The organism is Pleomorphomonas sp. PLEO (assembly GCF_041320595.1).
GTDB lineage: Bacteria > Pseudomonadota > Alphaproteobacteria > Rhizobiales > Pleomorphomonadaceae > Pleomorphomonas.
The window spans coordinates 4,559,715-4,579,872 of record NZ_CP166625.1 but is presented as its reverse complement, the minus strand read 5'-3'; the positions used below and the strand labels follow the sequence as shown (position 1 = coordinate 4,579,872).

Genomic DNA, 20,158 nt, shown 5'->3' with positions numbered 1-20,158 from the left:
CTGCCCACCGATATCAACCCAGTGGGTCAGATCATGCCGTTAGCTCTTTACGCCCTGACAGCCGGTGCTTTTGGCATCGGCGTCACGGAATTTGTCATCATGGGATTGCTGCTGGAGGTCGGCGCCGATTTCGGCGTCTCGATCGCTACGGCGGGTCTACTGATCTCGGGTTATGCGCTCGGTGTCGTCGTTGGCGCGCCGGTCCTGACGGTCTTGACCGCGCGCTGGCCGCGCAAGACCGTGCTGCTCGCCCTGATGGTCGTCTTTATCGCCGGCAACGCCGCCTGCGCCCTGGCGCCGGGCTATGGATTCCTCATGGCTGCGCGGGTGTTGACCGCGCTCGCCCATGGCACCTTCTTTGGGGTTGGATCTGTGGTGGCGACAGGCCTTGTTTCTCCTGATCGCAAGGCATCGGCTATCGCTGTGATGTTCACCGGACTGACGGTTGCCAACATTCTCGGGGTACCGCTCGGAACATGGATCGGCCAGCAGTTTGGATGGCGCGCGACTTTCGCTGCCGTAACCCTGGTCGGGCTTGCCGCTTTCGCGGTCATCGCGCTCTTCGTACCCAGGGATGACCGGCCAACCGACGCTGAAGATTGGCGAGCCGACCTTGCAGCCATCCTCCGCGTACCCGTGCTGCTTGGTCTCCTCACCACGGTTCTCGGCTATGCCGGAGTCTTCGCGGTCTTCACCTACATCGCTCCGATGCTGACCCGCATCAGCGGCTTCAGTGAGGCGGCCGTGTCGCCCATCCTGCTCGTCTTCGGTGGCGGGCTGGTCGTTGGCAATCTCGTTGGCGGCAGACTAGGGGATCGGGGCGTTCTTGCCGCGGTGTTCGGCACGCTGATCGCGCTGGCTCTGGTTCTGGCGGCGATGACGCTAGGTCTCGGCTCGCCCATCGCGGCGGTCCTACTCACCGGGTTGCTCGGTGCCGCCGGTTTTGCCACCGTCGCGCCACTCCAGATGTGGGTGCTATCAAAGGCGGAGGGCGCCGGCCAGAACCTCGCTTCATCTTTGAATATCGCTGCTTTCAATCTCGGCAACGCCATTGGTGCCTGGGCAGGTGGTGAGGTGATCGACCATGGCCCCGGCCTCGCCTTCGTGCCGCTGGTCGCGGCGTTGTTCCCGGTGGCGGCGGTCGTCGTCGCTCTGATGGCAGTCACGGTCAGCCGTCGCTCGACCCAGGTTTATCCATCAACCTGACACAGAAAATGCCCCATGCCGGCAGAAGCCCTTGCGAGTTGCCAAGGAGTGGCTGGCCGCCGAACTTTTCCCGTCGATCCTCAGAAAGGACCATTCCATGGACTATCGTTTTCTCGGACGCTCCGGCCTCAAGGTGCCGGTCTTGAGTTTGGGTACCGGCACATTTGGCGGTACAGGGCCGTTGTTCGGCGCCTGGGGCAATACCGACGTCGAAGAGGCGCGCCGTCTCCTCGACATTTGCCTGGAGGCCGGCGTCAACCTGTTCGATACGGCCGACGTCTATTCCTCCGGCGCGTCCGAGGAGGTGCTTGGTGCCGCCCTCAAAGGACGACGCGACAGCGCGCTCATCTCGACCAAGACCAGCCTGCCGATGGGCGATGGCCCGAATGATGCGGGTTCGTCGCGCTTCCGCCTGATCCGTGCCGTCGAGAACGCGCTGAAGCGGCTCGGCACCGACTATATCGATCTCCTGCAACTGCATGCCTTCGACGCGGCGACGCCGGTGGAGGAGGTGCTGTCCACGCTCGATACGCTCGTGCGATCCGGTAAGGTCCGTTACGTCGGTGTATCGAATTTCTCCGGCTGGCAGATCATGAAAGCTCTGGCCGTTGCCGATCGCCATGGCTGGCCGCGCTATGTCGCCAATCAGGTCTATTACTCGCTGATCGGCCGCGATTACGAATGGGATTTGATGCCGCTTGGCGCCGATCAGGGGCTCGGGGCGTTGGTATGGAGCCCGCTGGGCTGGGGTCGACTGACCGGAAAGATCAAACGCGGTATGCCCTTGCCCGAGGGAAGCCGCCTGCATGACACGGCAAGCTACGGGCCGCCGGTGGAAGACGAACACCTCTATCGTGTCGTCGAGGCGCTGGAGGAGGTTGCCGCCGAGGTGGGCAAGACCGTGCCGCAAGTCGCGCTCAACTGGCTGATCCGGCGGCCGACCGTGTCGTCCGTCATCATCGGCGCCCGCAACGAAGATCAGCTACGCCAGAACCTCGGCGCCATCGGCTGGGCGCTTACCGTCGAGCAAATCGCCAGGCTGGATGAGGCCAGTGCTGTCGCCGCTCCCTATCCGCACTTTCCGTATAGACGGCAGGAAGGCTTCGCCCGCCTCAACCCGCCGATAGCTGGATGAGGCAATGGCGCATCGCAACCGGCCCTCTGGTGACGCATGCTGACAGCAGGCCGCGGTAGCATTCGCCGTCATGAATGCTGCCGAGTCTGTCCGACAAGCAAAGCTCGGCCCAGGGAGTTCAGCATGATACTGCACCGAGGCCGCCTGATCGACCATATCCAACTCAGGGCCAGGGACCTTCCCGCCACGGCGAAATTCTATCGCGCAGCGCTCGGCGCGCTCGATATTCCGCTTCTGGCCGACGACGACTGGCATCTTGCCTGCGATGAACTCTGGATCGACGCATTGGGAGAGGATGAAAGCGCGGCGACGCACGTGCATCTGGCGTTCCAGGCGAACGACCAGGAGGTTGTCAGGCTGTTCCATCAGGCTGGGCTGGCCGCTGGCGGCCGCGATAACGGCGGACCGGGAGAGCGATCCTACCAGCCCGGCTATTACGCGGCCTTCCTGCTCGATCCGGACGGCAACAACATTGAGGCGGTCTTCCATGGTGCCGCCCCTCGTTCCGTGACTTCGGTGGAGATCGATATCGGGGAGTAGTCCCCCGTCGTCAGCCTCGACCTTTTGTCAGATAAATGCGAGGCTCTTCCCGATGACATTCGGTGGGTCCATTGACCGACCCGATCGATACGCTCCGAGGGGACGAAGGGAGAGGCAATCCATGGCCAAGTTACGTTGGGGCATTCTGGCGACCGGGTGGATCGCCGATCTCTTTGTCCAGGATCTCCTCGACAACGAAATCGAGGTGACGGCGGTTGGCTCGCGGTCCATCGAAAAGGCGGTCGCCTTCGCCACCAAACACGGCATCCCCAGGTCGCATGGCAGTTACGAGGCGCTTGCCGCCGATCCAGAGGTCGATGTCGTCTACATTGCGACACCGCACCCCTTCCATGCCAGCGCAGCGGAGCTCTGCATTGCCGAAGGCAAGCACGTCCTCATCGAAAAGTCCTTCACGCTGACCGGCGCGGAGGCTCGCCATCTCCTCCAACTTTCACGCAAGCACGACGTCGTCGTTCTTGAGGCCATGTGGACACGCTTTCTGCCACATATGGTCCGGCTGCGCGAGGCATTGGCCAGCGGGATGATCGGCGAGATCCGCACTCTCTTGGCAACTCACACTCAGGACTTGCCCGACGACCCGAACCACCGCCTCAACGCGCTGGAACTCGGCGGCGGCGCTTTGTTGGATCTGGGCATCTATCCGATCTCCTTTGCTTTCGACATTCTGGGGCAACCGAGTGAGGTTCTTGCTTCGGGCCGCCTGAAGTCGACCGGCGCCGATGCTGAGGTGTCTACCCTGTTCCGCTATGCGAACGGCGCCAGCGCTTTGACAGTGTCCGCCAGCGATGCGCCGGGCAGCAATCGCGCCGAAATCAACGGCACGGAAGGCCACGTCGAGATCGACGGGGTCTGGTACACGCCGACCAGTTTCCGCATCTACGATAGCCAGAAGAACCTGCTCGAGGAGTTCAAGCCGGCCGAAATGAAGGGGCGCGGCATGCACTTCCAGGCCGTCGAACTTGAGCGGTTGGTCGCCGCGGGCGAGCGGACCAGCCCCATTCTGCCGCTCGAGCAAAGCGTCGCCATCATGGAAACACTCGACGCCATCAGAAAGCAGATCGGCGTGATCTATCCCAGCGAGGCGAACAAGTCCGGCTGAGCGAGGACACCTCGGAATAGAAAGCGGTCGCGACATTGTCGCGACCGCCAACACTCTCAAACCTTGGCCTGCCGTTAGCCGACGAAGCCTTCCAGCACCAGGACGCCGATAAGGCCGATCACCGAGACGAGCGTGGAGAGAACCGTCCACGTGCCGAAGGTCTCCTTCATCGTCAGGCCGAAATACTCCTTGAACATCCAGAAGCCGGCGTCGTTGACGTGGCTGCAGATGGCCGAGCCCGCGCCGGTGGCCAGCGTCACCAAGGCAAGGTTGACGTTGTGCGTCGCCAGCATTGGGATGACGAGGCCAGCCGTCGAGATGGCGGCAACCGTCGCCGAGCCGAGCGAGATGCGCAGCAGCGCTGCGACACCCCAGGCGAAGATCAGCGGCGAAGCGTTCGAACCGGCGAACAGGTCGGCCACATACTTGCCGACGCCGCCGTCGATCAGCACCTGCTTGAAGGCGCCGCCGCCACCGATGATCAGCAGCATCATGCCGATATGGCTTGCCGCCGAGGCGCAGGAGGCCATGACGTCCTTGACGGGGATGTTGCGTTTGACGCCCATGGTCCACATGGCGAACAGTAGCGACACCACCATCGACACCGAGGCGTCGCCCACCAGGCGGATGACGGCGAAGCCTGTATTGTCGGCAATGCCGGCCTCGCTGCGGATCACCGCGATGATGGCAGCCACCGACATCATGATCACCGGCAGCATGGCGGTGAGCACGGAGATGCCGAAGGCCGGAGTCTTGTCGAGGTCGAGGGTCTTGAAGGAGCCGATCGCTTCAAGATCGGCGCGCTTGGCGAAGCCCGACGGCACGATCCGCTTGGCGATGGCGTTATAGATCGGGCCGGCGATGATCACCGCCGGAATGGCGATAAGGATGCCATAGACCAGAACCTGCCCAATGTCGGCGCCGTATTCGCCGGCAATCACCGTCGGGCCGGGGTGCGGCGGCAGGAAGGCGTGGGTGGCCAGCAGCGCGGCGCACATCGGCACGCCAAGATGCAGCGGCGACAGCTTCATCTGCTTGGCCATGGTCAGCACGATCGGCACCAGCAGCACCAGACCGACTTCGAAGAACAGCGCAATGCCGATGATGAACGAGGCGACGACCACCGCCCACTGCACGTTTCGCTCGCCGAACTTCTCGATCAGTGTCACGGCGATGCGTTGGGCGCCACCGGCGTCGGAGATCAGCCGACCCAGCATGGCGCCGAGGCCGAAGATCAGCGCGATGTGGCCGAGCGTGCCGCCGAGGCCGCTCTCGATGGATTTCACCACCTTGTCGAGCGGCAGGCCGAGAGCCAGCGCGACGCAGAAGGAGACGATGATCAGCGAAACGAACGTATTCAGTTTCAGCTTCATGATCAGAACCAGCAGCAGCACGATGCCGGCGACAACGATGACTAAAGGCATTTCCTCTTCCCTTGGTTTGGTTTGCGGTGCCGGTCCGGCCGGCGAGACAACAGGCCACCCACGCCGGATCGGCGGTGTCGCCGCTCCGGTGCCTCTGGCCTGTCGCGTTGTTCGGATGGACGGCCGGCCCCCTCGGCCGCCGTGCCCTCCACTTGCACCGGCTCGGAGTGCCGGCGGACTCTCGGGAGAGAGACGTTGCCTCTCCCCCGCGTTCCTTAGTTCGCTTTGGCAGCTAGCGCGGCGCGGCCGGCTTCGAGCACTTCGATAATCCTGTCAGCGTCATAGACGCAGCCTCGCCACGTGCCGCCGCTCGCCGCCTGCAACGCCGCCCAGAGACGGGTGTCGTCGGGCAATTCGGCCTGCGGCGCCAGGTCCGGATGCCGCGGACGAGCGGCCAGGATGGCGGCACCTTCCTCGGCCGTAACAGGCTTGTCCTCAGTGCCCAGGAAGTTCAGCGATCCGGTCAGCTTGCGGCAGTCGACAACCATCTCGACGACGTCGCCATCGCACAGCTTGCCAATAGGGCCGCCGGCCAACGCTTCCGGTCCGACATGACCGACGCAAGCGCCGGTGGACACACCCGAGAAGCGAGCGTCGGTGACCAATGCCACGTGCTTGCCGTAGGACAGGTGCTTCAGGGCGGAGGTGACCTGGTAGGTTTCCTCCATGCCGGTACCTGACGGTCCGGCACCGATCAACACCATCAGGTCGCCGGCGACGATCTTGCCGGACTTGATGGCGTGGATGGCGTCGACCTCGGAAACGAAGATCTTGGCCTTGGCCTTGTGGCGGTAGACGCCGTCTTCGCCGATCACCGAGGGGTCGATGGCCGTCGACTTGATGACCGAACCCTCCGGCGCGATGTTGCCGACGGGGAAGGTGATGGTGGACGTCAGGCCGCGAGCCGCCGCCTTGGCTGGCGGCATGATCACGTCGTCAGGGCTGACGCCGTCCTGCTTTTGCAGCAACTCGCGGAAGCGGCGGCGGCGTTCGGACGTCTCCCACCAGTCGAGATTGGCGCCGAGCGTCTCGCCGGTCACGGTGAGAACGTCGAGGTTGAGAAGGCCGAGCGCCCGGAGGTGCAGCATCACTTCCGGCACGCCGCCCGCCATGAAGGCGCGGACGGTGGGGTGGTAGATGGGGCCGTTGGGAATGACGCTGACGAGGCGCGGCACCCGCCGGTTCACCGCCGTCCAGTCGTCGACTGATGGCATGGGCAGTCCGGCCGCATGGGCGATAGCCGGAATGTGCAGCAGCAGGTTGGTCGATCCGCCGAAGGCGGCGTGTACCACCATTGCGTTCTCGATTGCCTTCGGCGTGAGGATGTCCTTGGTGGTGATACCGCGCTCTTCGAGCTGAAGCACCGCTCGAGCCGACTGGCGGGCGATCTCCAGCCAGACCGGTTGGCCGGACGGCGACAGCGCCGAGTGCGGCAGGGCGATGCCGAGCCCCTCGGAAACCACCTGCGACGTGCCGGCGGTGCCGAGGAATTGGCAACCGCCACCGGCCGAAGCGCAGGCCCGGCAGCCGAGTTCACTGGCCTCTTCCAGCGTCAATTCGCCGTTGGCGAAACGGGCACCGATGGTCTGCACCTTGCCGGCATCCTCGCCCTTGGTCGGCATCAGCGTGGCGCCACCGGGCACGAGAATGGTCGGCAGGTCGTGCTGGGCGGCCAGCGCCATCATCAACGCCGGCAAGCCCTTATCGCAGGCGGCGATGCCAATGACGGCCTTGCGCACCGGCGTCGAACGGATCAGCCGACGGAAGACGATGGCTGCGTCATTGCGGTAGGGCAGGGAGTCGAACATGCCAGTGGTGCCCTGCGTGCGACCATCGCAAGGGTCGCTCACATAGGCGGCGTAGGGAACGCCACCGGCCTTGGCGACCTCGCGGGCCGCCGCTTCGAACTGAAGCGGCGTCTCGTAATGGCCGGTATGCAGACCGAGCGCCACCGGCTTGCCGTCGGCGCCGCGAATGCCGCCGGTGACGCCGATCACCAGCACTTCCTTGCCGTTGAGCTTTGCCGGGTCCCAGCCCATGCCGGCGTTGAGCGTCATGCCGAAGATATCGCCACTCGGGCGGTTGATCAGCATGTCCGGCGTCAGCGGCAATTTGCCAGCGGGGCCTGGAGCATTGGTTGCCGAGGCGTAGATCGTCTCGTTGCTCTCGTCGTAGATTTCCTTGATGGACATGAGGATCCTCCCTCCAAGGGCTGTTTGATTATTTGACGAGTCCGGCCCGCTTCAGCAGGTCGGCGAGGCGGGCGAGCTTGTCAGCGGCGAGCGGGCCGGCGGGCGGCAGGCAATAGGTGGAGATGTCGAGGCCGGTGAGGCGCATCGCTTCCTTGACCACGTTCACGAACGGCGTGTCGAGGCCGTACATCGAGGGAAGGCGGATCAGGCGGCTGTGCAGCTCCACGGCCTTGGTGAAGTCGCTGGCACGGAAGGCTTTGAAGATGCCGATGGACAGCTCCGGCGCGAAATTGCCGCTCGCCGAAATGGCCCCCGCGCCGCCTAGCATCAGTGTGGTGAGCAGGTGGTCGTCATAGCCGGCGAACACCTGGAAGCCGGGGCGAACGGCGCTGACGACGTTGATCATCTCGCGGATGTGGCCGATGGAATCCACTGTCTCCTTGATGCCGACCACGTTGGGTGCCGCCTCGACCACCGACTTCACGAAGGCGGGCGTCAGATCCTGGCCGGTAAGGAAGGGGATGTTGTAGAGCAGTACCGGCAGCTTGGTCGCGGCGGCGATATCGGTGAAATACTTGAGCAGACGCGGCTCGGTGACCTTCCAGTAGGAGGGATTGACCACGACGATGCCGTCGGCACCGATGGCTTCCGCGTGCACGGTAAGTTCAATGGCCTCACGCGGATTGTTGGAGCCGACGCCGACCAGCACCTTGGCACGACCGGCCGCCTGCTTGACCGCGAATTCGGCGACCATCTTCCGCTCGGCGGTGGTCATCTGGGAGAACTCGCCGCCGGTGCCGCAAATGAACAGGCCATCCACCCCGGCGGCGACTAGCTTCTCGATCACCAGCGCCTGCCCCTTCGGGTCGAAGGCGCCTGCCTCGGTAAAGATGGTCGATACTGGCGGAATGATGCCTTCGAAACGCGTTGCTACCATCGGAAACTCCTGAGCCTTATATCTAGGCGTTCTACATTATAGAACGATGTTTTATAATGTCGTACGTTAGCGGCGGCGGATGGTTCGGTAAATCCGGGATGCTGTGTAGGCAAAGACCCGCATCATTCAGCCGCCGCGTCGGAAGGCGAATGGTTCGAAGGGTGCTATGTTTCTGCTGGAAAAGGATAATTTCCAGAATGGAGTGTCGACTGGAATTCAGGCGTCACGCGCCGGATTAGCGCCGCCGCCTTCCTTCCGCTCTTGGATTGCGATCGCCGGCGCACTAATCGAACTAAGTTCAAGAATCGCAGGCTCTGGTCCTGCTGCCGGAGTTGCCGTGAGATGCCCCTAATTCAGGCCGTGGAGCGCGCCCTCAATATCCTGGAGCTTTTCAGCGAACAGAAGGTGGAGCTCAACCTGGCCGAGATCAGCCAGATGACGGGGCTGCACAAGAGCACTCTGCATTCGCTTCTGAAGACCTTGCAATCTCAAGGTTATATCGAGCAGACGGAATCCAATGCCCCCTATCGCCTCGGCGTGAAACTCCTGGAGCGCGGCTATCTCGTGCAACGCTCGCGCGATTTCATCGCCGTCGCGCGGCCCTATCTGGAAGAGCTGTCGGAGAAAACGGGCCAGACGGTCCATCTGGGCGTGCTCGATGGAAAATCAGGCGTTTACGTCGACAAGGTCGAGGGGACACGTTCCATCATCGTCTATTCCAGGATTGGCCGGCGCATGCCGATCCACACAACGGCGATCGGCAAAGTCTTGCTCGCCTTCCAGCAGCCGGCCATCATCGGCAAGACTCTCGATGGCTATGATTTTGCAAGCTCCACCGAGAACACGATTACCCGGCGCGACGTGTATGAAGCGGCGCTCGCCAGGGTGCGGTCAGACGGTTTTGCCGTCGATGAGCAGGAAAATGTCCGGGGCTGCCGTTGTGCGGCGGTGCCCGTCTGGGGACACGACCGCAAGCTCGTTGCAGCCATTTCCATCTCGACGGTGGTCGAGAACGTGTCGATGGACGAGTTCAAGTTGCTTATAGAGCAACTGAAAGTCACCGGTGCCGGCATTTCGCACGACCTCGGCTATTGATCGAATGCCGCCTGTCCTCGGCGGTTCCATGGCACGCCCATGCACGGCGAGCTGAGCCGATCCGCGATTGGCCCGCATCCGCTATTGAAAGATGTTCCCCACGCCAAAGAATCAGATGTCACCGGCTGTCTTGTTCAGTGCGCCGGTGACATTCGATGGGTGGATTACATCGGGACTATTTCCCGCTGGCGATCAAACCGCTGTGGCTTTTGCCGATTTCGTTGCCTTGGCCCACCAGACCAATTCGTCGAGCGCAGCCTTCGCAGATGGCAGGAGGTTGGCCTCGATCGTTTCGATCGGCTTGTTGCCGCCCATTGGGAATACGGCCATGAAGTCTCCACCGCCGATATGAACCGCGGTCCGGGTCGACACCATCTGCAACTCGACGCCGATCCCCCGCAGATGTTCGATGGCACGCGCAGCACCCAGACCACCGTAGCCGATGGCCGTGAACGGTTTCCGGTTCCACTCGACGTAAGCCTGGTCGAGAGCGTTCTTGAGGGCCCCCGTAATCGAGCGATTGTATTCGGCGACGACGAAAATATAGCCGTCGAAACGGGCGATGGTCTGCTGCCAGCGGATCGCCGCGGGATCCTCGCTCGGCATCCACAAATTCGATGCCTTCTCGGCAAAGAACGGCAGCGAGAAGTCGCGCAGGTCGACGACTTCGACTTCCATGTCATCCCGCGCCTGAGCTTGCTTGAGCATCCACTGTGCCGGCTTGTCGGCGAAGCGGGTTGGCCGGGTGGAACCGATGATGAGAGCGATCCGAGGCTTAAGCGTCATGGTAACCTCTTGTATGCCGGTGTTGATAGGTAACCACATTACGATTAGTTTGCGACCTGACAAGCAGGCACTTTTGGGGCACTAGGTCACTTGCCTGAAACCGCGTGCTGGATGGGGAAGGGCGAGGGCCTGGGTCGCCTGGGCATCGTCAAACTATAGTTCGTGGCTTCGCCGCAAGGAAACCAGGCGTTTGGTACAATAAGGAGGAATCTTGCTGGCACCGGATCAACAAACGGAAACAGACCATTGCATCTTGATTGGTCGCATGTTGTCGCAGGTTACCGGTAAATGGACGATGCTGGTCGTTCGTGTATTGGGGCGTGGTCCGAGCCGCTTCAACGCGCTGCGCCGAGAGGTGGGAGAGATCAGTCAGAAAGTCTTGGCGTCCACACTCCGAGATCTTGAAGGAAACGGCTTCGTTGTTCGCACAGTGACACCCACCAAGCCGCCTCAGGTGGAATATGCGCTGACTGATCTCGGCCGCGATTTCCTGGTGCCGGTGCGATCGCTTGCTGAGTGGGTCGTCAATAACGCCGCGCGCATAGAGACTGCTCGGTCAGCCTATCTCGAGCAGGAGACGGGCGACAAATGACCAGCTTTGCAAACCAATAGATCTCTCAGCCGAGAGCCGTCGCCCCTTCCTCCGCGGTTCCCACCGCGCGCCGCAGCACGGCGAACAGGCGGCGGTCGCTGCTTTCCGGGAAGGACGAAGGTTCCGCCACGGCTTGGCCGCGCGCCTCCCATTCCTCCTGCGGAACCAGCACCTCCAGACGGCCGGTCGCCACGTCGAGCCTGACCATATCGCCATCCCGGACACGGCCGATCGGCCCGCCTCGCGCTGCCTCTGGCGTCACGTGGATGGCGGCCGGCACTTTGCCGGACGCGCCGGACATGCGACCGTCGGTGACAAGCGCCACCTTGCGGCCACGGTCCTGCAGCAGGCCGAGCGCTGGCGTCAGCTTATGCAGCTCCGGCATGCCGTTGGCCTGCGGTCCCTGGAAGCGGACGACGGCGACGAAGTCTTCGTCGAGCCCGGCCTTGAAGGCGGCGAGAAGCGCTTCCTGCGAGGCGAAAACGCGTGCTGGCGCCTCGACCGTCTGGTGGTCGGCCGCGACGGCCGACGACTTGATCACTGCTCGCCCAAGGTTGCCGGTCAACAGGTTGAGGCCACCGGTCTCCTGGAACGGAGCGTCGATGGATCGCACCACGGCCTCGTCGGCGCTGGCTTCAGGCGTTTTGTCGAAAACCAATGCGCCCGAGGCGTCGAGCCGGGGAGTTTGCTCATAAGGAGCAAGCCCCGCGCCGAGGATTGTCAGAACGTCGTCGTGCAACAGCCCGGCGCGCCGCAGTTCCCTCACCAGGAAGGGCACACCGCCCGCGTCGCGGAAGCCGTTGACGTCTGCCTTGCCATTTGGGTAGGCGCGCACCAGAAGCGGTGTCGCGGCCGAAAGCGCCGAGAAGTCGTCCCAGTCGATGATCAGGCCGGCGGCGCGGGCCATGGCAATCAGATGGATGGTCAGGTTGGTGGAGCCACCGGTGGCACAAAGCCCGACGATGCCATTGACGAAAGCGCGGGCGTCGAGCAACCGGCCGATCGGCAGACTGTTCTCTCCGGTGCCGGCAATGGCGATGGCGCGCGCTACTGCGGCGCGAGTGAGTGCATCGCGTAGCGGCGTGTCGGGCGCCACGAAGGCCGACCCCGGCAGCATCAGCCCCATGATCTCCATCAGCATCTGGTTGGTATTGGCGGTGCCGAAGAAGGTGCAGGTGCCGGGCGAGTGGTAGGACTTTGCTTCGGCTTCCAGAAGATCGGCGTCGGTTGCGGTGCCGGCGGCATAGGCTTGGCGCACGGCATTCTTCTCGGCATTGCTGAGACCGCTCGGCATCGGACCGGACGGAATGAACAGGGCCGGCAGATGTCCGAAAGCCAAGGCGCCCATGACGAGGCCGGGAACGATCTTGTCGCAGATGCCCAGCATCACCACCGCATCAAACATGTCATGCGACAGCGCGACGCCCGTCGACATGGCGATGACATCGCGCGAGAACAGGCTGAACTCCATGCCGGTACGGCCCTGCGTAATGCCGTCGCACATGGCGGGCGCGCCGCCGGCCACTTCGGCGACGGCGCCAAGCCGCCGCGCTTCCTCGCGGATGAGTTCGGGATAGCGCTCGTAGGGCCGATGCGCCGACAGCATGTCGTTGTAGGTGGTGACGATCCCGAGGTTGACAGCTTCGCCACCGACAAGACGCTGCTTGTCCTCAGTCGTGCAGGCGGCAAACCCATGGGCCAGGTTGGAGCAGGCCAGGCGGTGGCGTGCCGGACCGGCCGCGCGGATTGCCTCCCGCGCCCTTTCCATGCCGTCGAGATAGGCGGCGCGGCTTACTCGGCTGCGTCGTTCGATACGCTCGGTGACGTCTGCGATGATGGAGCGAACGGTCATTTGCGTCTCTTTTCCGTGTCGAGCCCGAGCGTGCCGAGCCGTGCCATGATGTCGTCGACGATGACCGCCGGCGGCGGCGAGATGTCGACCACAATGGCTCCGGCGGGCTCTTCCAGCGTAGCGAACTGGCTCGCCAGCAGATCGGGGTTCATGTAGTGGCCCTTGCGGGCGTTGAGGCGAGCGGCGATCGTCTCGGCGCTACCTTTGAGGAAGACGAAAACAGCATCGTCATGCGGCGACAGTTGGTCGCGATAGGCAGCTTTCAGTGCCGAACAGGCGATGACACGGCTCTCGCCGGCTGTTTGCCAGCCTTCTATGGCTTGTCTCAGAGCCAGGAGCCATGGCCGGCGATCGTCGTCGGTCAGCGGAATGCCGGCCCGCATCTTCTCGACATTGGCGGTGGGATGGAAATCATCGGCATCGGAGAAGCCGCAGCCCATGCGATCGGCGAGCAATTCGCCGACCGTCGTCTTGCCGCTCCCCGACACGCCCATGACGATAATGATCATCGTTTCCTCCCGGCCGCTTGCTGGTGCATCAGCGGGGGCTTCTCACCCTTATGTCATAGATACGGCCGGCCTCGATCGCGGCAAGCCTTCCACCATCAAGGCGACGACCATCGATCTCGACCCGCTGTTCGGTGAGGCCATCCTCGCGAGTGAAGGCGACGTTGAACGTCGCGCCGCGCAAGCGGCGGGTGAAGCTCAGCGTTTGCCAGGTCGAGGGAACCTGCGGTGCGATTACCGCGCCATTGCCGTCGCCGCGCACACCGCACAACTGCTCGACGACAGCCCGGTAGAACCAGGCGACGGTACCGGTGTTGAACAGGTTACTTGAGCGGCCGGCGGTGCGCGGGAACTGCCGGTAGGCGCCGCGATAGTAGTTGGGGATATAGACCGGCAGCTGCCCGCGTGCCGCGATGTCTTCCCGTTCGGGGTTGGTCAGCATGGCGCGCAACACGCTGAACCCTCGGTCGGCTTCTCCCACGTGATAGAGGGAGGCGGCGTAGAAGGCGGCAGCGTGATTATAGACCGCGCCGTTTTCGGCGGCGCCGGGCCACTTCTGGGTGACACGGCCGATATCTTCGCGCATGGCAGTGAACGACGGCGCGTGGATCTCCACGCCGTAGGGCGTGACCAACTGCTCGTCGATCGCTTTGAGCACGCGCGCCTTGCGGTCTTCGTCGGTGGCACCGCAGAGAAGCGCCCAGCTCTGGGCGTTGAGGAAGATACGGCCTTCCTTGTCGGTCGAAACACCGAAGACGACGCCATCGTCGGTGATGCCGCGCCCATACCAGTCGCCATCCCAGAGATGGCGATTGATGCTCTCGATCAGGGCGTCCGCTTCCGCCTTCAGCCAGACGGCGGTCTCCGCGTCGCCTTCGGCGGCGCAGACCTCGGACCACAGCGACATGGCATAGCTCGACGCTTCAGCCAGCCAGCCGGAAACGCCCTTGCCTTTGTAGCCGACCATGTTCATCGGGTCGCACCAGTCGCCCTGCTCGATGTAGGGAAGGCCGCGTTCGTCGACGGCCGCCGCCAGGAAGCGCAGCGCGCGCGTCACATGCTCGCGGACGCTCGCTGGCGTGGCGTCATCGGTCCAGACCACCATTTCATCGAGAACGGAGCGGTCGCCAGTCTCGTCGAGATAGGCCTTGGTGGTGATGGCCAGCCAGACGCCGTGGTCGGTGTGCGGCACCTGGTTGATGTATTTCAACTCGGCATCGGGCCTCAGTAGGATGCCGTCCGGCATCTTGCCGCTGACATGCTGCTGGCTCACGGCGTGCAGGAGGGCGTCGCGCGTCGTCTCCGGCCGGATGAACAGCATGCCGAGCGCGTCCTGCAGATAGTTGCGGGTCTGCGGATCGGTGGTCAGGCGGTTGGTATCGCCATGGTAAAATACCTGGCGCGGCAGCCAGTGATTGACGACATGGTTGAACGTTTCGTCGGGCGACTGGATTTCCAGGCAGCTGCGGCCGCCTTCCGTCACGTACTGATGGTAGTCTTGCCGGACCTTTTCGATATCGCCGTCGATGTACTTCGCCCGAAGCTCGGCGATTTCTGTCTTGTCTCGCGCCGGACCGAACACGAAGCGGAACGCCTCGCTGTCACCGCCCGCGATGGTGAGGTCCCACTGCATGATGCAGGCCGGGATCTCATAATAGGCCTCGCCATCCTGGAGATGGCCGCCGCCGGCGAGCGCCGAAGGATCATGTAGCCCACCTTCGCCTTCGAAGGCCTGCTGCGCCACCTCGAAATGGTCTGGGCGTCGGTCAGCAGCCAGGAAGGTCATATCCTTGAGGTGCTGATTTTTGAAATACTGCTCGATCTTCTGGTAGGGCGTGACCGAAGTACAAACCACCGCGTTGAGGGCAGGATCGAAATGCCCGCCCAAATTCATCCATGACATGAAGCCGACCGGGAAGAATGGTACGAAGGTTATGTTCTTCGTCCCAGCCGTCGTGTTGGTCACCTTAACCGTCCAGAGCTCGGCGACGTCATCCACCGGCAAAACGAGGCATAGCTCAACCCGGACGCCATCTTTTTCCACCAGCCAGCGAATGTCGGAAAGGCCGGGTTCGAAGGCGAAGCGATCGAGTTTGGCGCGCACCGGCTCGTAAGGCGCCGAAAACAACACGCCTGTGTCGTTGTCGCGCAGATAGAAGAAGCGGCCGGGATGATTGGGATAATAGCTCTGCTCCGGCAGCATGAACGTCTGGGCTGGGATGATCGGCGGATGGGCGTATTTGCGCGGCTCCGGGTCCATGTACTGGCTCACCGCATAGCCGCGGCTATTCATCTGGATCATCATCCGCCGGTTCCAAAGGTAGCCGGCGGAGTTGGGGGCCAGCGTCGGATCGTCCAGATGGAACCGGGTTCCGTTGTCGATGAAGCAGGGCATGGTTGTCTCTCGGAGGTGAATTGTTCGGCTACGAGTGGGACGGTCCCGTCGACTGCCGCACGGAGAGTGACGGTTCGAAATGCTCCTGGTAGGGCAGGTCGAGACCGTAGGTGAGATTGAGGAGCTGGTGGCAGGCCGACTGGCTCATCTCTTCGATCGGAGCATGGATCGTGCTGAGGGCAGGGGCGGTGAACGGTGTGAAGTCGACGTCGTCGTAGCCGAGAACGGATACGTCGCCAGGCACCGAAATACCGCGCTTGTGCAGTTCGGCGATCAGCACAAGCGCAACCTTGTCGTTGCCGCAGAACACCGCTGAATAATCGGCGCCCGAAGCAAGCAATGCCGCAACGGCCTTCTCTCCTCCGGCGTAGGAGAAGGCACCCTCGATGATCCGTTCCGGAGCTACCGGGTGACCGAGTTTTGCCATCTCATCCAGAAACGCGACATGGCGCTGCCGGGCATCCTGGGCCGACAGCCGGCCGGTGATCGTTGCGACCCGCGTGTGTCCCAGCTCGACGAGATGTCGCGCCGCCAACCTGCCTCCGAGATTGTGATCGATCGAAAAGAAACGTCCGGCCAGTTCGTCGGTGCGATGGTTGATCACCACGAGGTTTGGGAATTTCTCGGCATACCGTGCCAGCTCGAATTCGCTCTGCAGCGAGCTGGAAATCAGGATGCCGTCACAGTCGCGGTTGATCAGATAGTCGAGATGGGCGAGGCGATCCTCGTTCGATTGCGCATCCTCGGCGTTGGCGAGGATCATGTGCTTGCCCTGCAAGCGAAGCGCGCTTTCGATGGTCCGGATCATCATGTGGTAGTAGGGGCCTTCGAGCGACGGCACCCAGACGCCGATGAGATCGGAACGGCGCGACGATAGCGACCGGGCCATGCTGTTTGGCCGGTAGCTGAGCTGTTCGATGGCCCGGGCAATCTTTTCAGCCGACTTTTTCGAAACGGAACCGGTTCCAGAAATGTACCGCGAGACGGTTCCGGATCCTACGCCGGCCAGCTTTGCCACATCTTTTACCGTCGCCATCTCGCAACTCCGATCACCGTAGTGTGCAACACAATATCAATTATCCTTTTGTTTTTAAAGGACTGAAATCAGATTTTCCCCAAATGCGCGTTTCTCCGCCCCTGCTTTTCTCGCAAGGTGGATTGACAAAATCAAGGCTCTTAGTTCAAAAATGGAACCGATCCCACTTTTGGATCTGGAGCTGCTATTCATCCAAGGCTGACTGGTTGGAGTGCCTTGCGTTACCTGTTTGGGAGGAACGACGATGGGAATGAAACAAATGGTCGCCGTGTCGGCGATCGCCCTCGCGGCTGCGACGGGCTTTGCCAAGGCGGAGGAGCCGCTGAACGCCGAGGTCATCCACTGGTGGACGTCTGGTGGCGAATCCGCTGCCATCGCCGTCTTTGCCGACGCCTTCAATGCGGCCGGCGGCAAGTGGGTCGATAACGCGGTCGCCGGTGGTTCGGCTGCCCGCAGCGCCGCCATCAACCGCATCATTGGCGGCGATCCGTCGACGGCCGCGCTGTTCAACACGTCGCGCCAATATCACGAGATCATTGGCGAGGGGCTTCTCAACGATATCGACGCCGTCGCTACGAAGAACAACTGGGACAAGGTGCTGCCGGCGCCGATCGCCAACGCGGTCAAGGTCGATGGCAAGTACTATGCGGCCCCGGTGAACATCCACATGCCCCTGTGGATCTGGTACTCGGTCGCCGCCCTCAACAAGGCCGGCATCGACAAGCCACCGGAAACGATGGAGCAGTTCGTCGCCGATCTCGACAAGCTCAAGGCGGCCGGTATCACCCCGCTCGCCCTCGGCGGCCAGCGCTGGCAGGAGAACTCGCTGTTCTCGGCGATGCTCACCAACGTCGGCGGTGCCAAGCTGTGGAAGTCTGTCTACGGCGACAAGGATGAAGCGGCGATCCGTTCGCCGGAATTCCGCAAGGTCGTCGAAACCTTCGTCAGCCTGAAGCCTTATGTCGATCAGGGCTCGCCGGGTCGTAACTGGAACGACACAACCGCTCTGCTGATCAAGAATGAAGCCGGTTTCCAGGTGATGGGCGACTGGGCCAAGGGTGAGTTCAAGCAGGCGAAGAAGGAGATCGGCAAGGACTACGGCTGCATTCCGGGCCTGCGTCCCGACTCGCCCTACGTCCTCGGCGGCGATGTTTTCGTCTTCCCCAAGACCGACAACGCCGAACAGGTGAAGGCTCAGCACCTGCTGGTCGAGATCATGACCAGCCCTGAAGTCCAGGTGAAGTTCAACAACCTCAAGGGCTCGATCCCGATCCGCTCCGACGTCGACGTATCCAGCCTCGACGCCTGCGCCCAGCTCGGCATGAAGATCATGTCCGACCCCGCCCGCCAGGTGCCGGACGCTTCCCAGATGATGGAAGAGTTCATGTACGGCTCCGTGCAGGACATCGTCACCGAGCTGTGGAACACGCCGATGACCGTCGATCAGGCAATCGATCGGTTCGACAAGGCCCTGAAGGGCTGATCCTGCCTCAAAAGCGCGGGAAGACGGTCCTCCGTCTTCCCGTCAATGGACATGGGAGGAGCACGTGGGAGCCGAATTTACCCGGCATGTGAAGCGCAACCTGGTTGCCTACATCGCCCTGTTACCGATGGCCGCCGTCGTCATCTTCGCCTATCTCGGCACCTTGGCCTGGTCGGTCCGGCTGTCGTTTTCGAGCTCGAAGCTGCTTCCCAGGAACGACTTCATCGGCATTGCCCAGTATCTCACGCTTTTCGATACGCCGCGTTGGCTGACCTCGCTCGGCAATCTTGTCATCATCGCCTTCTTCTTCCTGGTGATCTGCTTCATCCTCGGCACCTTGCTGGCGATCTTCATCGACCAGAACGTCCGCGCCGAAAGTCTGTTCCGCACGGTGTTCCTCTATCCTTACGCCATGTCCTTCGTGGTGGCCGGCCTGATCTGGCAATGGATCCTCAATCCGGAATTTGGCATTCAGCAGACCATGCGCAGCTTCGGCTTCTCCGGCTTCGTTCTCGACTGGGTGGTCAATCCGAAGATGGTGCTCTACGCCATTATCATGGCTACGGTCTGGCACGGCTCCGGCCTGGTCATGGCACTGCTCCTGGCTGGCTTACGTGGCATCGACGGCGAGATATGGAAAGCGACCAGGATCGACGGCATTCCGACTTGGCGCGTCTATCTGCAGGTCATTCTGCCGATGCTTCGGCCGATGATCATTACGTCGCTGGTGCTCCTGTCGATCTCCATCATCAAGATGTACGACGTGGTGGTCGCCATGACCAACGGCGGTCCAGGTACGGCCAGCGAAGTTCCGGCTAAGTTCATCATGGACAATCTGTTCGAGCGGGCCAACATCGGTCTGGCAACAGCTGCCTCGACGGTGATGCTGATCACCGTCATGTTCATCATGGCGCCCGTGCTCTATTTCCAATATTTCCGCAAGAGCGGGAGTTCGTCATGACGCGCGTGACAAAGCCGACGATTATCGTCAAACGTCCACTCAGTGCTCAGCAGATCTGGGGTCGTATTGGCATCTATGCCTTCCTTGGCGGACTGGCGCTGTTCTTTTTCTTGCCGGCCTATGTGATGCTGGTCACGTCCTTCAAGGGGATGGACGAGATCCGGCTCGGTCATATCTTCACATTGCCGCAGCAGTTCTCCTTCGACGCCTGGGTGAAGGCCTGGACCAGCGCCTGCACGGGCCTGGACTGCACCGGCCTCAGGGTCGGTTTCTGGAATTCCGTGAAGATTGTCGTCCCCAGCATGACGCTTTCCATCCTGCTCGGTGCCATCAACGGCTATGCGCTGTCCTTCTGGAAGGTGAAGGGTGCGAACGTGCTGTTCGCCTGCCTGCTGCTCGGCTCCTTCATTCCCTACCAGGTGTTCATCTACCCGTTGGTGCGCGTCTATGCTCAGGCCGGCATCTACGGTTCGCTGCCGGCCATCGTGCTCACCCATATCATCTTCGGCATGCCGGTGATGACGCTGCTGTTCCGCAACTATTACAGCGGCCTGCCGGTCGAGTTGTTCAAGGCGGCCCGGGTCGACGGCGCCGGTTTCTGGAAGATCTTCTTTGCGATCATCCTGCCGATGTCCGCGCCGATCACCATCGTCGCAGTGATCATGCAGGTGACCGCGATCTGGAACGACTTCCTGCTTGGTCTGGTCTTTGCCGGTCGCGAAAACCTACCCATGACCGTCCAGCTCAACAACATCGTCAACACGACGACGGGCGAGCGCGCCTACAACGTGAATATGGCAGCGACCATGCTCACCTCGTTGGTGCCGCTGGTCGTCTATCTGGTTTCCGGCCGCTGGTTCGTGCGCGGCATCGCCTCCGGTGCCGTGAAAGGATAAGC

17 protein-coding genes are annotated in these 20,158 nt (G+C 62.3%); 9 read left to right on the top strand and 8 right to left on the bottom strand.

The window, feature by feature from the left end:
* The first annotated feature begins 33 nt into the window (after positions 1–33).
* From AB6N07_RS21220 to AB6N07_RS21205, 4 genes are all read left to right on the top strand, one after another.
* Complete coding sequence (locus AB6N07_RS21220) at positions 34–1,206, top strand: MFS transporter (RefSeq protein WP_370675040.1); 1,173 nt, start codon at positions 34–36, stop codon at positions 1,204–1,206.
* Between the two features lie 97 nt (positions 1,207–1,303).
* Positions 1,304–2,341: an aldo/keto reductase gene (locus AB6N07_RS21215; protein ID WP_370675039.1), complete on the top strand. Its 1,038-nt coding sequence runs from the start codon at positions 1,304–1,306 to the stop codon at positions 2,339–2,341.
* Between the two features lie 123 nt (positions 2,342–2,464).
* On the top strand, positions 2,465–2,881 hold the full coding sequence (locus AB6N07_RS21210; RefSeq protein ID WP_370675038.1) for a VOC family protein: 417 nt from the start codon (positions 2,465–2,467) through the stop codon (positions 2,879–2,881).
* Positions 2,882–3,002: 121 nt separating this feature from the next.
* A complete protein-coding gene (locus AB6N07_RS21205; protein ID WP_370675037.1) occupies positions 3,003–4,001 on the top strand; it encodes a Gfo/Idh/MocA family protein in 999 nt (332 codons plus the stop codon).
* Between the two features lie 74 nt (positions 4,002–4,075).
* On the opposite strand, the gene AB6N07_RS21200 is transcribed toward AB6N07_RS21205, so the two are convergent.
* The 3 genes from AB6N07_RS21200 to AB6N07_RS21190 form a co-directional block, all read right to left on the bottom strand.
* On the bottom strand, positions 4,076–5,425 hold the full coding sequence (locus AB6N07_RS21200) for a gluconate:H+ symporter (protein ID WP_370675036.1): 1,350 nt from the start codon (positions 5,423–5,425) through the stop codon (positions 4,076–4,078).
* Positions 5,426–5,640: 215 nt separating this feature from the next.
* Complete coding sequence (locus AB6N07_RS21195; RefSeq protein WP_370675035.1) at positions 5,641–7,617, bottom strand: YjhG/YagF family D-xylonate dehydratase; 1,977 nt, start codon at positions 7,615–7,617, stop codon at positions 5,641–5,643.
* A gap of 28 nt (positions 7,618–7,645) precedes the next feature.
* The gene (locus tag AB6N07_RS21190; RefSeq protein ID WP_370675034.1) at positions 7,646–8,554 is read right to left on the bottom strand and encodes a dihydrodipicolinate synthase family protein; all 909 of its coding nucleotides are present in this window, start codon (positions 8,552–8,554) and stop codon (positions 7,646–7,648) included.
* A gap of 360 nt (positions 8,555–8,914) precedes the next feature.
* On the opposite strand from AB6N07_RS21190, the gene AB6N07_RS21185 reads away from it, so the two are divergent.
* Entirely contained in the window at positions 8,915–9,649 is a 735-nt protein-coding gene (locus AB6N07_RS21185; protein WP_370675033.1) for an IclR family transcriptional regulator, read from the top strand.
* 192 nt (positions 9,650–9,841) lie between these two features.
* Here AB6N07_RS21185 and AB6N07_RS21180 read toward each other — a convergent pair whose 3' ends face one another.
* Complete coding sequence (locus AB6N07_RS21180) at positions 9,842–10,435, bottom strand: NADPH-dependent FMN reductase (protein WP_370675032.1); 594 nt, start codon at positions 10,433–10,435, stop codon at positions 9,842–9,844.
* A gap of 214 nt (positions 10,436–10,649) precedes the next feature.
* On the opposite strand from AB6N07_RS21180, the gene AB6N07_RS21175 reads away from it, so the two are divergent.
* Positions 10,650–11,027 (top strand): winged helix-turn-helix transcriptional regulator, encoded by a 378-nt coding sequence (locus AB6N07_RS21175; protein ID WP_370678295.1) that lies wholly within the window; start codon positions 10,650–10,652, stop codon positions 11,025–11,027.
* A 25-nt stretch (positions 11,028–11,052) separates the two neighbouring features.
* Here the strand turns inward: AB6N07_RS21175 and edd are convergent, their stop codons facing one another.
* The 4 genes from edd to AB6N07_RS21155 are packed head-to-tail and all read right to left on the bottom strand — an operon-like array spanning position 11,053 to position 16,816.
* Positions 11,053–12,879: a phosphogluconate dehydratase gene (gene edd, locus AB6N07_RS21170; RefSeq protein ID WP_370675031.1), complete on the bottom strand. Its 1,827-nt coding sequence runs from the start codon at positions 12,877–12,879 to the stop codon at positions 11,053–11,055.
* The gene (locus tag AB6N07_RS21165; RefSeq protein WP_370675030.1) at positions 12,876–13,388 is read right to left on the bottom strand and encodes a gluconokinase; all 513 of its coding nucleotides are present in this window, start codon (positions 13,386–13,388) and stop codon (positions 12,876–12,878) included. Before AB6N07_RS21165 ends, edd begins: the two co-directional genes overlap by 4 nt.
* A 28-nt stretch (positions 13,389–13,416) precedes the next feature.
* Positions 13,417–15,780, bottom strand: a complete 2,364-nt coding sequence (locus AB6N07_RS21160) for a GH36-type glycosyl hydrolase domain-containing protein (RefSeq protein ID WP_370675029.1) — start codon at positions 15,778–15,780, stop codon at positions 13,417–13,419.
* 28 nt (positions 15,781–15,808) lie between these two features.
* Positions 15,809–16,816, bottom strand: a complete 1,008-nt coding sequence (locus AB6N07_RS21155; RefSeq protein WP_370675028.1) for a LacI family DNA-binding transcriptional regulator — start codon at positions 16,814–16,816, stop codon at positions 15,809–15,811.
* Positions 16,817–17,060: 244 nt separating this feature from the next.
* On the opposite strand from AB6N07_RS21155, the gene AB6N07_RS21150 reads away from it, so the two are divergent.
* The 3 genes from AB6N07_RS21150 to AB6N07_RS21140 all read left to right on the top strand — a co-directional run bounded on the left by AB6N07_RS21150 (position 17,061) and on the right by AB6N07_RS21140 (position 20,156).
* Positions 17,061–18,299, top strand: coding sequence for an ABC transporter substrate-binding protein (locus AB6N07_RS21150; protein ID WP_370675027.1), 1,239 nt, complete (start codon positions 17,061–17,063; stop codon positions 18,297–18,299).
* Between the two features lie 127 nt (positions 18,300–18,426).
* A complete protein-coding gene (locus AB6N07_RS21145; protein ID WP_370678294.1) occupies positions 18,427–19,260 on the top strand; it encodes a carbohydrate ABC transporter permease in 834 nt (277 codons plus the stop codon).
* Positions 19,257–20,156, top strand: a complete 900-nt coding sequence (locus AB6N07_RS21140; RefSeq protein WP_370675026.1) for a carbohydrate ABC transporter permease — start codon at positions 19,257–19,259, stop codon at positions 20,154–20,156. The genes AB6N07_RS21145 and AB6N07_RS21140 overlap by 4 nt, the downstream gene beginning before the upstream one ends.
* Positions 20,157–20,158 lie beyond the last annotated feature (2 nt).

Bases quoted from the DNA above. Each gene is read 5' to 3' on its own strand.
- AB6N07_RS21165 (WP_370675030.1), bottom strand. From the start codon at position 13,388: ATGATCATTATCGTCATGGGCGTGTCGGGGAGCGGCAAGACGACGGTC.
- AB6N07_RS21145 (WP_370678294.1), top strand. From the start codon at position 18,427: ATGGCCGCCGTCGTCATCTTCGCCTATCTCGGCACCTTGGCCTGGTCG.
- AB6N07_RS21205 (WP_370675037.1), top strand. From the start codon at position 3,003: ATGGCCAAGTTACGTTGGGGCATTCTGGCGACCGGGTGGATCGCCGAT.
- AB6N07_RS21160 (WP_370675029.1), bottom strand. From the start codon at position 15,780: ATGCCCTGCTTCATCGACAACGGAACCCGGTTCCATCTGGACGATCCG.
- AB6N07_RS21220 (WP_370675040.1), top strand. From the start codon at position 34: ATGCCGTTAGCTCTTTACGCCCTGACAGCCGGTGCTTTTGGCATCGGC.
- AB6N07_RS21210 (WP_370675038.1), top strand. From the start codon at position 2,465: ATGATACTGCACCGAGGCCGCCTGATCGACCATATCCAACTCAGGGCC.
- AB6N07_RS21155 (WP_370675028.1), bottom strand. From the start codon at position 16,816: ATGGCGACGGTAAAAGATGTGGCAAAGCTGGCCGGCGTAGGATCCGGA.
- AB6N07_RS21150 (WP_370675027.1), top strand. From the start codon at position 17,061: ATGGGAATGAAACAAATGGTCGCCGTGTCGGCGATCGCCCTCGCGGCT.
- AB6N07_RS21190 (WP_370675034.1), bottom strand. From the start codon at position 8,554: ATGGTAGCAACGCGTTTCGAAGGCATCATTCCGCCAGTATCGACCATC.
- AB6N07_RS21200 (WP_370675036.1), bottom strand. From the start codon at position 5,425: ATGCCTTTAGTCATCGTTGTCGCCGGCATCGTGCTGCTGCTGGTTCTG.
- edd (WP_370675031.1), bottom strand. From the start codon at position 12,879: ATGACCGTTCGCTCCATCATCGCAGACGTCACCGAGCGTATCGAACGA.
- AB6N07_RS21140 (WP_370675026.1), top strand. From the start codon at position 19,257: ATGACGCGCGTGACAAAGCCGACGATTATCGTCAAACGTCCACTCAGT.
- AB6N07_RS21180 (WP_370675032.1), bottom strand. From the start codon at position 10,435: ATGACGCTTAAGCCTCGGATCGCTCTCATCATCGGTTCCACCCGGCCA.
- AB6N07_RS21215 (WP_370675039.1), top strand. From the start codon at position 1,304: ATGGACTATCGTTTTCTCGGACGCTCCGGCCTCAAGGTGCCGGTCTTG.
- AB6N07_RS21195 (WP_370675035.1), bottom strand. From the start codon at position 7,617: ATGTCCATCAAGGAAATCTACGACGAGAGCAACGAGACGATCTACGCC.